The sequence below is a fragment of the Bhargavaea massiliensis genome (genome assembly GCF_018390575.1).
GTDB classification, from domain to species: domain Bacteria; phylum Bacillota; class Bacilli; order Bacillales_A; family Planococcaceae; genus Bhargavaea; species Bhargavaea massiliensis.
On sequence record NZ_JAHBCJ010000003.1, the window covers coordinates 102,859 to 117,308 of the forward strand.

Consider the following 14,450-nt stretch of genomic DNA (forward strand, 5'->3'; position numbering starts at 1 on the left):
AGCTTCCAATCCTTTTTATCATTTCATCAGTTCGCCGAACACTAAGGGAACAAAGTAGGTGACGACAATCAAGGTGAACACCAGCGAGAACAAGTTTAGCCAGAAGCCCGTGGCGGCCATTTTGCCCATCTTGACATATCCTGTCCCGAAAACGATGGCGTTCGGCGGGGCAGCGACCGGGAACATATAGGCGAATGTGGCGCCCATGTTCGCCGCGACCATGAGGATAATCGGGTCCGTTCCCAGGGACACTGCAGCCACGGCGACAATCGGATAAACCATTGTGGCGGTCGCCGTGTTGGAAGTAAATTCCGTCAGAATGAGGATGACGGTGACCATCAGGGCGATTGAGACAATCAGCGGGAAGGTGCTGAAAGCAGTCAGCTGCTCGCCGATCCACTTGTCGAGCCCGGATTCCATGATGCCCGCAGCAAGCGCCAGGCCGCCGCCGAACAGCCAGAGGATGCCCCATGGCAGCTTCTTGGCTGTCTCCCAGTCCATGATGTTGCCTTCATGGTTTCTGGCCGGAAGCAGGAACAGCAGGATGCCGGCGAACACTGCGATCAGCGTATCGTCGAGGCCCGGGATGAACTTGTTGAGGATGAATCCGCGTGTGATCCAGGCGGCACCGGTGAGGGCGAAAACCGCCAGGACGACTTTTTCCTCGTAGCTCATCTTGCCGAGCGAGTCGAGGTCCTTCTTGACGATATCACGTCCGCCCGGGATGTTCTTCACCTTCATCGGAAAGGCAATCTTGACGAGATACAGCCAGACGAGCGGGATCAGGATGGCAACGAGCGGCACACCGAACATCAGCCAGCGGGCAAAGGAGATGTCGACGCCATACATCGTCTTCACCGTTCCGGCAAGAATGATGTTTGCCGGCGCACCGACGATGGAGCCGAACCCGCCGATGGTCGCGGAGTAGGCGGTCCCGAGCATGAGCGCGGTCCCAAAGGCGAAATTGCCCGGCGTCGTATCGACGGACGGATCATTTTTCAATGAATCTGCCACATGCTTCGCAACAGCCAAACTGATCGGCACCATCATCAGTGTCGTCGCCGTGTTCGAGATGAACATCGACAGAAAGGCCGTCGCAATCATGAAACCAAAAATGATCGTCGACGGGTTCGTTCCGACAGCATGGATGATCGATAGCGCGATCCGCTTGTGCAGGTTCCACTTTTCCATCGACAAGGCGATCATGAAGCTTCCGGCAAACAGGAAGATCAGCGTATCTCCGTAGTTTGCGGTCACCGATCCCGTCTCCATGACACCGAGGAGAGGAAGCAGCATGATCGGCAGGAGGGAAGTGACCGGGATCGGCATCGCTTCGGTCACCCACCAAGTGGCAACCCAGACAAGGGAGGCGAGCACGGACACGGCCTCATCCGACATGCCGGCCGGCTGGACGAACAACTTGATCAATAAGAAGAAAGACGGTCCGAGGACGAGCCCGATCTTCTGCGGGACGGTATACGTCGGGGCGCGGGGCGGGCTTTTCAGCCGGCCCTCTTCTTGTTCCGAACCGGAAGAGCCGGATCCGGCGGTGGTGACGATGGCCATGACGTTCAGCGTCAGAATCGCTTTCAGCATCGCCTTGGCCTGGTCGTTCCAGACCCAAAGCTGCACCCACAGGTTTTTAGCAAATGACATCTACTGTTCTCCTCCTTTTTCCTGCCTACCAATGAAATCGCTTTCAACAACCAATCTTGAAACAGATTGTAGACAATGAATACGTTATAGTCAATAGTAAATAGAGAAATTTCTAAAAACAACGTAATAAAGGCGGAATTTGATACCGTTTTCATTTTCCGCTTGACTTTAATGTATACGTTAATCTAAGATTCAGATAACACGAATCACGAAGGAGGAGCATGACGATGGCAGAACAGACATTCAAGATTGCAGTCATTCCGGGAGACGGAATCGGTAAGGAAGTCATCAAGGAGGGGCTGCGCGTCCTGGATCACCTCGCCGAGGAATCAAACGGGAAGTTCGCATTTGAATACGATCATTTCCCGTGGGGCTGTGAGTATTATCTTGAGCACGGCAAGATGATGGATGAGGACGGCGTGGAGAAAATGCGCAACTATGACGCAATCTACTTTGGTGCAGTCGGCTTCCCGGGCGTACCTGACCATGTAAGCCTGTGGGGCCTGCGTCTCGCAATCTGTCAGGGCCTCGACCAGTGGGCGAACATCCGCCCGGTCGAATTCCTGCCGGGCGTCCCGCACCGCATCAACCATCCGGACCCGGAAAGCCTCAACTGGATCCTCGTCCGCGAAAACTCGGAAGGCGAGTACTCCGGCATCGGCGGCCGCAACTTCCAAGGGCGCGGCCCGGGCGGGGAAGTCGCCGTCCAGTCGGCGCTGTTCACCGAAAAGGGCACCGAGCGGATCATCCGCTTCGCATTCGACCTTGCCCGCACCCGCAAGCGCAAAAAAGTCACGAGCGTGACAAAGAGCAACGCCCAGCAATACGGCATGGTGCTCTGGGATGAAGTGTTCGCCCGAGTAGCAAAGGATTATCCGGATGTCGAAACCGACCAATGGCTCGTTGACGCAATGGCGGCGCACTTTGTCCTCCATCCGGAAGACCTCGAAGTCGTCGTCGCATCCAACCTGTTCGCCGACATTCTGTCCGACCTTGGCAGCGCGCTTGCCGGAAGCCTCGGCATTGCAGCAAGCGCCAACCTTAGCCCGGATCATAGCGCACCGAGCATGTTCGAATCCGTCCATGGCTCAGCGCCGGATATCGCGGGCAAAGGCATCGCCAACCCGATCGGTACGATCGGCAGCGCGGCGCTCATGCTCGACCATCTCGGACTGAAGGAAGAGGCAGACCGCGTCAACCAAGCGATTGCCGATACGACGGGCCAGGGCGTCCTCACCCGTGACATCGGTGGCACTGCAGATACAGTGGAAATTACCGACGCAATCATCAAGAACCTGTCAAAGGTGAATGTGGAAGCGTAAGGCGTAAAAGGACTTTCTGGGTACAAAGAAGAATGAAGGAATAGACGAGGGGTTGCCATCCGGCAGCCCCTCATTGAATAAGGAAGGTGATTCCGGTGAACATCCTCATTGCCATCGATTCATTTAAAGGGAGCCTCACCTCGGCTGAAGCTGGGGAAGCCACCGCGGCCGGCATCCGTAGGGCAATTCCGGACGCGGAAACCGAAGTCGTCCCCCTCGCTGACGGCGGGGAAGGCACCGTCGACGCGCTTGTCCAGGCAACGGGCGGAGAACTCATCCGAACCCGGGTGACCGGCCCGCTTGGCGAGCCGGTCGACGCTGCCTACGGGATCCTCGGCGACGGCATAACCGCCGTCATCGAAATCGCCGAGGCGTGCGGGCTGCCGCTTATTTCAGAGACCAAACGCAATCCGCTAAAGGCGACCAGCTACGGTGTCGGCGAGCTGATCTTGGATGCTGCCTCCAGAGGAGCCCGTTCACTCATTGTCGGCCTCGGCGGCAGCGCGACGAATGACGCGGGGGTTGGCATGCTGCAGGCGCTCGGCTGCCACTTTCTGGACGAGATGGGGGAAGAAGTGCCGAGGGGCGGGGCGGCGCTCGGCGCCATCCGGTCGGCCGATATCTCAGCTCTACACCCCGACATCAAAAATCTCGACATCCAGGTCGCCTGCGACGTGAACAATCCTTTGCACGGAGAGCAGGGGGCTGCCCATATCTATGGTCCGCAAAAAGGAGCGACGCCTAAAATGGTGGAAGAACTGGACGACGGTCTCCGCAACTTCGCTGAAGTGGTGAAGGCGGAACTCGGAAAGGACATCCAGGAGATTCCCGGCGCCGGAGCGGCCGGCGGACTTGGTGCCGCCTTCGCCGGACTCCTGGATGCCGAACTCCGGAGCGGGATTGAACTGATCCTGGACACAATCGGGCTGGAGGAAAAAGTGCAGCAAGCCGATTATGTCATCACAGGAGAAGGCCGCATGGACGCCCAGTCTTCCATGGGCAAGGCGGCGATGGGAGTCGCCGGACTCGCCCAAAAGCACGGTAAGCCTGTTATCGCACTTGCCGGCAGTGTCTCCGAAGAAGCTGCTGAACTGAACCAGCTCGGCGTCACCGCCTATTTCTCCGTCCTGAAGGAAGTGGTCACGCTGGAAGAGGCGATGGCCCCCGAAACCGCCAGGCGCAACCTCCGCATCGCCGCCGAACAGATTTTCCGGCTGATCGGGTTTTCGGCAAAACCATAAAAGGAAGGTCCCGAACAATTCCGGGACCTTCCTTTTTCGTAATCAGCCATAACCTATTTGTATGGTTATACATACAATAACGATATTTTATTTATCCTACCATTCATCTTACGATAGATTCATCAAAGAAATCGCAGGAGGAATATAGATGACAAAGAATTACGACGTAATCGTTGCAGGAGCGGGGAACGCTGCACTGTGTTCGGCCATTGCGGCAAGGGAAAACGGAGCGGAAGTTCTTGTCCTTGAGCGCGGACCGAAAGAAAAGCGGGGCGGGAACTCCTTCTTCACGGACGGGGCAATCCGGGTTGCCTACGGGAACCTGGATGCCATTCGAAAAGTGATTCCGCTCACGGACGCAGAGGCGGAGAAAATCGAAATGCCCGAGTACACGCAGGAGTACTTCCATGCAGACCTGATGCGCGTCACGGAAGGCAAGAGCGATCCGAAGCTGGCCAACCAGTTGATCTCCAAGTCCTATGAGACCATCGCCTGGATGGCGGAGCAGGGCGTCCAGTTCGAGCTGAATTTCGAGAACCAGTCGTTCGAAAAAGACGGCAAGCGCCATTTCTGGGGTGGCCTTCCGATCCGCACCAAAAACAAAGGAATCGGCCTTATCAACGACCTGATCAAACGTTCCGAGGAACTCGGCATCGACATCTGGTACAACTCGCGTGCAACGGATCTTATCATGGACGAGGGTCGCGTCTCCGGCCTGGTGCTCGAACAGGATGGAAAAGAAATGACTGTCCATGCGCCGAGTGTGGTCCTGGCATCCGGCAGCTTCGAGGCCAATAAGGAAATGAGAAGCAAGGAAATGGGCAAGGAGTGGGAAGCGGCGATCGTGCGCGGAACCGAGTTCAACACAGGCGACGGCATCCGGATGGCACTTTCCGCGGGTGCGCAGAAATACGGCCAGTGGGACGGCTGCCACTCGATCGGGACGGACTACAACGCGCCAAAGGTCGGGGACTTCAACAAACCGGGCGACATCTACAAAAAATCCTCCTTCCCTCTCGGTCTACTGGTCAACAAGGAAGGAAAGAGGTTCGTGGACGAAGGGGCCGACTTCCGGAACTATACGTATGCCAAATACGGCCGAGAAGTGCTGAAACAGCCGGACCAGACGGCTTTTCAGCTGTTTGACGCACAGGTCCGTCCGATGCTGCGCAAGGAATACAATCTTGAAGAAGCCACAGTCCTCCAGGCAGATACTCTCGAAGAACTGGCTGACCTGATGAAGGTCGACAAAGAGCAATTCCTCGAAACAATCAATGCGTACAACGCGGCTGTCCAGGAAGGGGAGTACAACCCGACCGTGAAGGACGGCAAGGGCACGGTGGGCATCACCCCGCCAAAGTCCAACTGGGCGCTGACCCTTGACCAGGCACCGTTTTACGCCTACCCGCTCACATGCGGCATCACGTTCGCATTCGGCGGCGTGCATGTCAGCCCTGAGGGCGAGGTCTTGGACGAGCAGGAAAACCCGATTGCCGGACTCTACGCGGCAGGCGAAATGGTCGGCGGCATCTTCTACCACAACTACCCGGGCGGCTCGGGACTCATGTCCGGAGCAGTATTCGGAAAACAGGCCGGCACCTCCGCTGCGCGCTACTCGCAGGCAAAAGTTACAGTTTGATCAATATTAAAGAGCATCTGCCCAACAGGCGGATGCTCTTTTTGATTGCCTCAATTTCAATCCGTCAGCCATTCCATGGCATCTGATTCCTTCACGAAGTTGACGAACGCCTTCACGATATTGAGCTCCAGCGACTCCTCGTGGTAGAGCATCCAGGTTTTGCGGACAATCGGATTGCCGTCGGCGGTATGGATCACGTTCGAGTGAATGTCATCGTTGCCCCTCAGGACCATCGACGGCAGAATCCCGTAGCCCAGCCCGTTTGCCACGAGTTTCTTGCACGTGCCGGCCTTGTCCACCTCGATGCTGACGAGGGGCGGCTCGGAGAAGTTTTCGTGCCACCAATGATCGATGGAATGCTTCAGGACCGGATCGGTATGATAGTCGATTCGCGGCAGTTCGGGCAGTTTTCGGATATCGATTTCCCGGTCGGCAGCAATACTCAGGGTATCTTCAAACAATAGATGCTTTTGTCCGTTCCAGGCATAGTCCCCCCGTACAATCGCGATGTGGACCTCATGGTTGTAGATCAGATCCGTGATATCGCTGCTAAAGCCGGTGGTGACCTTGAATTCAATGCCCGGATACTCATCCTTGAACGCCTTCAGCAGGCTGGGCATGAGGTAGTCGGTCGAGAAGTTGGAGACGGCGAGCCTCAGGGTCCCGGTGAGCCGGTCCTCGAAATTCAGCACGTTTTCCTTGATCCGCTGAATCGACTTCAGCATTTCCGATGCTTCTTTCGCCAGGTATTCCCCCTGAGGCGTGAACTGGACGCCGCGACGTCCTCTGTTGACGATTTTCACATTCAGTTTTCGTTCCAGCTGGTGGAGCCGGTTCGTCAGGGCTGGCTGTGAGATGTAGAGCATCTGGGCCGCCTTTGTGATGTTCTTTTCCTGATACAGCGTCTGGATCAGGATCCAATCCCGTTCATCCAATCTTTTCCCCTCCTTTCCATAGACTTTCGAACATTGTATTTCCTGTTCATCTCCCGGTTAGGATATGATAGAGACAAAGTTAGTTCATGCCAAAACGTGAGGGTGATGATTGTGTGTTCGTTATTCCGGGATCCTGAAAATCGTCTGCAAGACTCCACCCCATTTTATCTGAAACCCAGCGGGGAAACAGCAGAAAACGAGATTGCGGTCCTGTCCCTGACCATCGGAGAAATCATCAGGCAGGCTTCAGCCGCTGGTAGGGAAGTCGTCTTCCTCTGCATCGGGTCGGACAGGTACGTCGGGGATTCCCTCGGCCCCCTTGTGGGAACGATGCTTGAAGACAGCCAAGCCCCATACAAGGTATACGGGACATTAAAAGACCCGGTCCACGCATTCAATCTGAAAGGAACCATCAAGGAAATCAATCGGCAGTTCACCGAGCCGCTTATTTTCAGCATTGATGCCTCCCTCGGTACGAAGGAAGAAGCGGGCTCCGTCATCTTTAAAGAGGGACCCCTGAAGCCGGGCAAGGGAATTGAAAAAGTCCTTCCGTCCGTCGGCGATTATCATTTTGCGGGTGTCGTGAATTACATCGATCCGCTCCCGACCTCGCAGTTCCTGAACGACACGAGGCTGTACACCGTCATGATGCTTGCGCAGGCGATTGTGAAAGTCATCACAGGAGCTCTGCCGCACGAAGAACAACTCTAAAACACATCAAAAAACCATCCGAACCAGGTCATTCCCGGTCCGGATGGTTTTTTGTTTTGATCAGATGACGCCGGTCAGAACAGCGACGATGATCATGAACACGGAGCAGAGGAAGGCCCATTTAAAGGCGAACTTCTGGATTTCCCCGAGATCACGCTTGATCATACCGGTCAGAAGGAGCGTGGAAGCCACCAACGGGCTGAGGAAGTGTACCGGCTGTCCCAGTACGGAAGCCCTGGCGATTTCCATAGCACTCGCACCATATGCCGTGCCCGCTTCTGCCAAGATCGGCAGGACACCAAAGTAGTAAGCGTCATTGGACAGGACAAACGTGAATGGCATGCTCGTGATCGCGACAATCAGAGGGAAGAAGCCGCCGGCGGATTCCGGAATGATGGCGATCAGCGCATTCGAGATGGCGTCGACCATTCCTGTTCCGGAGAAGATCCCCGAGAAAATCCCTGCTGCGAATACGAGCACAACGACTGTCAGCGCATTTCCTGCGTGTGCCTGAATCCGTTCCTTTTGCAGATCGATGTTCGGGTAGTTGATGACACAGGCAAGAACGAATCCGATCAGGAACAGCACTGCTACTGGCATGACGCCCATGACCAACAGCGACATAACAGTGACAACGAGAATCAGGTTGACGATTCTGAGTTTCGGGCGCTTCAGGCTATTTTCTGCAGCGGCTGTAGCAGATACCGCCATTTCAGTCATGCCCAAGGAGACGCTGGAATTGTTCTTTACTTCAACGACTCCGAGCCTGGCCCGCTCTTTCAGGCCGAGGATATAAGCAATGAACAGGATAGAGGCCATTCCTCCAAGCATCGTAGGGATAATCGGGAGGAAGAATTCATCGGCGTCCAGTCCCAATGAAGCGATGGCTCTTGTAGCTGGTCCTCCCCACGGTGTCAGTCCGCTCACGACACTGACTGAAAGCAAGGAGATCGTTCCGAGTATAAGAGGATTCATGCCGATCCGGAGATACAGGGCAAACATCGCGGAAATGGTGATCATATGGGTCGTGGTTCCGTCACCGTCCAGGGCAGCAGTCATGGCAATGACTGCTGTGCCCAATGCGATCTTGGCAGGGTCCCCCTTAACCAATTTTGTAATCTTATTAATCATGGGATCAAATAATCCCGCATCAATCAGGATTCCGAAGAACAGAATGGCAAACAGCAGCAGGGCAGCTGAAGGGGCGACTTCTTTGAGACCGTCCATCATCATGTCCCCAAGCTCTAACCTAAAGCCGGCAATCACTGCAAATATAATAGGGATTGCGACAAGCGCAGTGACCGGTGATAACTTTTTCGCCATGATCAGATAAGTAAATGTAATGACCATTGCTATGCCCAAGAACGTAAGCATGGTGAATCCCTCCCCCAAAATAAGTAATCGCTTTCATCGATGATAACAAAAAAAGCATCGAAAAAAGTATTGTTTTTAGAATATTATAAGGAGAAGGATAAGTGAAATAGTTTTATTTTAGATGTTTTGCAAAAAAATATTTATAATCCGGAAGGTCGGTCTTCAAGAAACTCCACAAAGCTTCGTACCGTGGGCAGTTTGAGTAAGTCCTGGTCATACATCAGCCAAGTATGCCTGCTGACCGGATTTCCATCTTTATAAGAGAGTTCGTAGACATATAGATGATCCGACGGCTGGAGGCAGATCTGCGGAACAACGGCGATTCCCAAATCATTCTTCACCATCTCTTTACAGGTTTCCAGACGATCAGTCTCCATCACAACCTCCGGAGGTTCCGAAAACTGATCCTGCCACCACCCCATGATCAGGGCTTTCAGTGAATTATCGGTTTTGTAATTGATAAAGGGGAGGTCAGCCGAGTTTTCGATGGAAATCTCTTGTGCGGAAATCAGGCATAAGTTTTCGGTATGCAACAGTTTTCTTTCTCCGTACCATTCATAATCCCCGCGGAATATCCCCAACTGAACCGTAGAGGAGTTAAGCAGGTCCATCACCTCGGTACTCCACCCTGTATTGACGCTGAACTGGACTTGTGGGTATTCGGTGGAGAACTCCTTTAGAATTTTCGGGAGTTTATATTGGGCAAAGTTACTGGAAACGCCCAGCCGCAAGGTTCCTTTGACTTCACCCTGCATATTCATCATATAGTCTTTCGTGTGTTGCAGTTTTTTGATCATTTCATCGGCATATTCAGCCAGATGGGTGCCCTCCGGCGTGAACTCAATTCCTCCCTTAATTTTGAAAAAAATCTTGGTCCCAAACTCAGCTTCCAGGTTTTTGAGCCTGTAACTGAGTGCCGGCTGGGAGATGTACAAGCGTTCTGCAGCTCTGCTGATATTTTTTTCTTCATAAAGGACTCTGATCGCAGTCCAATCTTTTTCATCCATTCATGTCCCCTCCTCTGTCGGTTATAAGTTTTTTATTGCTTTTAGTTAACAAAATATCTATTTTACTTATGACTGTAGCTATCATACTATATTTTCTACAAGTAGGGTTTGAATGATTGAAAAATTAAGTAAAGGATGGTTGGTGACATGAAAGTTCCTGTAGTGGTGATGCGAGGCGGAACCAGCAAGGGCGTATTCATCAATTTCGACGATATGCCGGCAGACCGGTCCCTCTGGGAGGAGTTCCTTCTGGATATTATGGGAAGCCCGGACCGCAGGCAGATTGACGGGCTTGGCGGAGCCAACTCACTGACCAGCAAAGTGGCGATCATCAAGCAGTCGAAACTTGCCGGAGTGGACGTAGAGTATACATTTGCCCAGGTCAGCATCGAGCACCAGATGGTCGATTTCAAGGGGAATTGCGGAAACATTTCATCCGCGGTCGGGCCGTATGCCATCCAGCAGGGGCTGGTGGCAGCTGTTGAGCCGGTGACCAAAGTGAGGATCTTCAATACGAACACGAAAAAAATGATCGGTGCAGAAGTGGAAGTCGAGGACGGGCAGGTGAAAACGGAGGGACTGTGCTCGATCCCGGGCGTCCCGGGAACCGGCTCGCCGATCTACCTGGCGTTCAAAGATGCCGAAGGGGCCGTCACGGGAAAGGTGCTGCCGACAGGAAAACCGGTCGAGCAGATCACAACATCCAAGGGTACGGTGTCCATCTCGATCGTTGATTCTGCCAATCCGCTGGTCTTCGTCAGGGCTGAAGAAGTCGGACTGACAGGCGCCGAACTGCCTCACGAGCTGTCTCAGGAAAAACTCGACGAACTGGAGGAAATCCGCTCCATTGCAGCCGAACTGTGCGGTTTTGCATCCAGAGAAGAGGCGACAGTGAAGTCACCGGCAGTTCCAAAACTGACCCTTATCGCACGGCCTCAGGATTACATGGATGTCACCGGCATCCTCAGGAAAGCCGAAAACATGGACTGCACGATCCGGATGATGTCGATGCAAAAACCTCATCAGGCACTGGCCATCACAGGGGCCATCTGCTCGACAACAGCCATCTTCCTGAAAGACACGCTCCTGTATGACCTGGTCGAGCCCAAGCAGGAAGTCATCCGGCTGGGCCACCCGGCAGGCATCATGGAAACCAAAGTCGACCTGATCGCCGGCAACATCAGCTCGATCAAAGTCGTACGCACGGCACGCACAATCCTAGAAGGGACCGTCTACACGAAGAAAAACTATGAGTATACGTATAGCCTGGCCTAACTGGTCAGCCGCCAAAAACGGCGCCCCAGGTTGGGACGCCGATAAAAGCTATAATTGGCTTCCGCTCTCAGCGGAAGCCTTCCTTTTGAAATTTTTGAAGCACTCAGCGCCATTTTGAAAGCACTCGCCCCCGGTTTGGAAGCACTCATGATAAATTTGAACGCACTCGCCCACCATTTAGAAGCACTCGTCATAATTCCGCTTACTTCCGCTCCTCTTCCTCCTCCGCCAAGAGCACTTCAAAAAACGCCCCATACGTCTCCCATGCATCCACCGGGGAAGCGAGCGCTCGGTCGGCCCAATTCGCCGCGTCCGCCGCATCCGTCCAGATCACTTCCGGATTGCCGGAAGTGTCCATGACAATCAGGCTTTCAGGCGGCTCGCCCAACACGATGAAGCGGGAGGGGAGTCCGATGCTTTCCCTCAGCCGCAGCGTTTCCTGCTTGATGTTGGGTTCCCAGTCATCCGGAATGGCGAAGTGGCTGATGCCGCCGAGAAGGCCGCCGCTGTAGAACGCGGAAATTTCCCGGAACGATTTTGGAAGCCGGATGCCCAGCGCCTTTTCGATTTCATCCAATTGCTTTTCGGTTGTGCCCTCGCCAGGGTAGTGTGTGGTGTACCGCCGCTTAAGCTGATCCATCTGAATGCACCTCGTCATCCGGTTATGCATAAAATGCCATGAATCATAGGGAAACGATCATCATATAACCTAAAGGGGGATTGCTCAGACAGTTCGCTGCCGGGGGCCGGGGTGAAGGGGGCTTTTTTAACACCCAACCCGCCGCGTATCCGTTTGAGAACCACTCCATCGGTGGTATACTAATGTCGATAAGAGTCGAATCCGCCAAAAAGCCACCCGGGGGCAACCGGATGGCCCAGCGGATACGGTGCAGGGGAATCCTGCCCGAAAAATATGGATCAAGCAAAAAATGACCTCACCATCGAGCGGCTATTCTCAAACGGGGGGTCATTTTTTCTGTGCTGATTCCATAATGGTAGCGACAAGCGCCGCAAATGCGACAGCAAACATAAGTGCCTCATGAATAGACACAAGCCTCACCCCCTTTCGGCTGGGAGTGGGCAGGTCACCCTTGCATGCCGCACCGCTGTCCTATAATTATACCATTTGCCGATCAAAAACTTACTAGGCTAAGAGTAGTGAATACTATTCTACATAAAGGAATAAAGTAGCATTTTTGTATAAACGTTGTTTCTTGTTTTGCTGATGAAGATGCTGATTGCCCTATATGGGAGCGCAAGCCGCCTTGATGGTCAGTTATGGACAGATTACAAAAAGAAGGTGCCCGATAGGGGCGCCTTCTTTTCAATTATTATTGCGGTCATGTCATAAGAGTAATAATGGAAGTCATTCCGTTGCCAATCTTATTCATTTCCCCCAACGCCAAAACTTCCTCGCGGTTATAGTCGGTCATGGCGATCTCCTCACAGTCGAACCAAAAGATCGCGTCGGGGGAAGGGCAGTCACAAAAAAAACCTTGTCGAATGCTGTCGCATGCATGACCGAGATAAGGTCTCTCCAGCTGCTCCAAATTCCGCTCCCCTTTTGATCAACTCGGTTGTTTGGACAACCCGATCTGGGTCACGCCGCTCAGAATTGTCAGGACCGGGCTGAGCAGGCAGAACAGGGCGAATGGCACGTAGTCCAAGGTTGGGACGCCGAGTACGCCCGCGATAAACACGCCGGCGACTCCCCACGGGACAAGCGGGTTGATCACCGTGCCGGTGTCCTCCAACGCCCTGGATAACGTCTTTTTATTGTAACCGAGCTTGGTGTATTGCCCTTCAAATGCTTTTCCTGTGATGAGGATGGACAAGTACTGCTCGCCGACAAAGAAATTCAGGCCGATTGCCGTAAGGGCTGTGGCGGAAACAAGTCGCAGCGCGCTTGTCAGCAGCGCTTCGACTGCCTGCAAAATCGTCGGGATGATTCCCAGCAAAAACAGCAGCCCGCCCATACCGAGCGCTAGTAACACCAATGAGATGGAAAACATCATGCTCTCGATTCCGCCACCGGAAAGCACGGCGTTCAATGCCTCCACATCGCTTTCCATGACGAACCCGGAAAACAGAATGTCGGCCATTCCCGGAAACGTGATGGAACGGTCCTGGATAAACGCGATCACCACACTGCTCACAATGCCCGCAGACAAAGTCGGAATCGCCGACACTTTCATCATCGCAAGAACAGCGACAATGACAAACGGAATAAACGCGATCCAGCCGATATGGCTGTACTCTCTCAGTGCCTGCAGGAATGTCCCGATGTCTTTCGTGTTTTGCCCTCTTTCCGGCGAAAGCACCACAAACACGATGGCGCTGATGATGAACGCCGGAACGGTGGTCCACATCATGTTCTTGATGTGTTCAAACAGGGGGACGCCCACGGTTTCGGAAGCGAGGTTGGTCGTTTCCGAAAGGGGGGACATTTTATCTCCCAGAAAGGCTCCGGAAACAATGGCGCCCGCCGTCACAGCCAAAGAGGCATCCAGTGCCGTGGCCATGCCGATAAATGCCACGCCGATCGTCGCTGCGGTCGTGAACGCACTGCCGATCCCGATTCCCACGATCGACGTCACGACGAATACAGAGAAATACAGCGGCAAATCGGAGAACAAATGAAAACCATAATACATGAGGGTCGGGATCGTCCCGCTCGCCATCCAGCTGCTGATCAGCATGCCGATAAAGAAAAAGATGTAGACGGCACCCAGGCCCGACGACGCCCCCTGAATCAATCCCTTTTCGAGTTCATGAATGCGAACCCCCTTGATCTTTCCGTACAGCATCAGAAAAATGATCGCAAAAATGATGGGAAGATGCGGAACCATGCCAAGCGCGATAATCCCGACGCTGATGGATGCGAAAATCACGAGCAACACCAAAACCGCTTCCCAAACCGGTAACCTTAACTTTGCCGACTGCAACATTGCTCTCTCCCCCTTTAAAAAAACGCACAAAAAAAGCCCTTCTCCAAATAGGGACGAAGAGGCTTCGCGGTACCACCCTAATTGACAAGAAAAGCTTGCCCACTCTAAATGAATCTGCCTCAAGCATGCAGATGTAATTCACTTCGGTTCCGCTCGGATTCGCACCAACCATCCGATCTCTTTTTGCTGCGGGAAGCCGAAGCTAATGCGTCTGCTGACAGATTGTCGTTATTTGCCGTGCTGAAGTGTAAGTCTAATTTACGGATGATCCGGCCATTTGTCAATAAGCGGCCTCAAAAGGGAACGGAGCCGGGCGGGGAAATAGCCCCGGTAAGACCGTCG

The 14,450-nt window shown here is 53.7% G+C and carries 12 protein-coding genes; 5 read left to right on the forward strand and 7 right to left on the reverse strand.

The window, feature by feature from the left end:
* Nucleotides 1-18: 18 nt before the first annotated feature.
* Nucleotides 19-1,656, reverse strand: coding sequence for an SLC13 family permease (locus tag KHA84_RS05415; protein ID WP_213422516.1), 1,638 nt, complete (start codon nt 1,654-1,656; stop codon nt 19-21).
* Between the two features lie 227 nt (nt 1,657-1,883).
* On the opposite strand from KHA84_RS05415, the gene KHA84_RS05420 reads away from it, so the two are divergent.
* The 3 genes from KHA84_RS05420 (at nt 1,884) to tcuA (ending at nt 5,858) form a co-directional block, all read left to right on the forward strand.
* Nucleotides 1,884-2,978, forward strand: coding sequence for a tartrate dehydrogenase (locus KHA84_RS05420; protein ID WP_213422517.1), 1,095 nt, complete (start codon nt 1,884-1,886; stop codon nt 2,976-2,978).
* A 95-nt stretch (nt 2,979-3,073) separates the two neighbouring features.
* Nucleotides 3,074-4,219, forward strand: a complete 1,146-nt coding sequence (locus KHA84_RS05425) for a glycerate kinase family protein (RefSeq protein WP_213422518.1) — start codon at nt 3,074-3,076, stop codon at nt 4,217-4,219.
* Between the two features lie 148 nt (nt 4,220-4,367).
* Nucleotides 4,368-5,858, forward strand: coding sequence for an FAD-dependent tricarballylate dehydrogenase TcuA (gene tcuA, locus KHA84_RS05430; RefSeq protein WP_213422519.1), 1,491 nt, complete (start codon nt 4,368-4,370; stop codon nt 5,856-5,858).
* Between the two features lie 56 nt (nt 5,859-5,914).
* Here tcuA and KHA84_RS05435 read toward each other — a convergent pair whose 3' ends face one another.
* Nucleotides 5,915-6,793: a LysR family transcriptional regulator gene (locus tag KHA84_RS05435; RefSeq protein ID WP_213422520.1), complete on the reverse strand. Its 879-nt coding sequence runs from the start codon at nt 6,791-6,793 to the stop codon at nt 5,915-5,917.
* A 111-nt stretch (nt 6,794-6,904) separates the two neighbouring features.
* Between KHA84_RS05435 and yyaC the strand changes: the two genes are divergently transcribed.
* Nucleotides 6,905-7,504: a spore protease YyaC gene (gene yyaC / locus KHA84_RS05440; protein ID WP_336511098.1), complete on the forward strand. Its 600-nt coding sequence runs from the start codon at nt 6,905-6,907 to the stop codon at nt 7,502-7,504.
* 60 nt (nt 7,505-7,564) lie between these two features.
* Here the strand turns inward: yyaC and KHA84_RS05445 are convergent, their stop codons facing one another.
* Both KHA84_RS05445 and KHA84_RS05450 read right to left on the reverse strand, forming a co-directional pair.
* Nucleotides 7,565-8,878, reverse strand: a complete 1,314-nt coding sequence (locus KHA84_RS05445; RefSeq protein ID WP_213422521.1) for a CitMHS family transporter — start codon at nt 8,876-8,878, stop codon at nt 7,565-7,567.
* A gap of 140 nt (nt 8,879-9,018) precedes the next feature.
* A complete protein-coding gene (locus KHA84_RS05450) occupies nt 9,019-9,885 on the reverse strand; it encodes a LysR family transcriptional regulator (protein WP_213422522.1) in 867 nt (288 codons plus the stop codon).
* Nucleotides 9,886-10,032: 147 nt separating this feature from the next.
* Between KHA84_RS05450 and KHA84_RS05455 the strand changes: the two genes are divergently transcribed.
* Nucleotides 10,033-11,160 carry a 2-methylaconitate cis-trans isomerase PrpF family protein gene (locus KHA84_RS05455; protein WP_213422523.1) on the forward strand — a complete coding sequence of 376 codons (1,128 nt, stop codon included), beginning with the start codon at nt 10,033-10,035 and terminating at the stop codon, nt 11,158-11,160.
* 202 nt (nt 11,161-11,362) lie between these two features.
* Here the strand turns inward: KHA84_RS05455 and KHA84_RS05460 are convergent, their stop codons facing one another.
* The 3 genes from KHA84_RS05460 to nhaC form a co-directional block, all read right to left on the reverse strand.
* Nucleotides 11,363-11,800 carry an SMI1/KNR4 family protein gene (locus KHA84_RS05460; RefSeq protein ID WP_213422524.1) on the reverse strand — a complete coding sequence of 146 codons (438 nt, stop codon included), beginning with the start codon at nt 11,798-11,800 and terminating at the stop codon, nt 11,363-11,365.
* Nucleotides 11,801-12,500: 700 nt separating this feature from the next.
* Nucleotides 12,501-12,710: a hypothetical protein gene (locus KHA84_RS05465; protein WP_213422525.1), complete on the reverse strand. Its 210-nt coding sequence runs from the start codon at nt 12,708-12,710 to the stop codon at nt 12,501-12,503.
* Between the two features lie 18 nt (nt 12,711-12,728).
* On the reverse strand, nt 12,729-14,108 hold the full coding sequence (nhaC, locus tag KHA84_RS05470) for a Na+/H+ antiporter NhaC (RefSeq protein ID WP_213422526.1): 1,380 nt from the start codon (nt 14,106-14,108) through the stop codon (nt 12,729-12,731).
* Nucleotides 14,109-14,450: the final 342 nt, after the last annotated feature.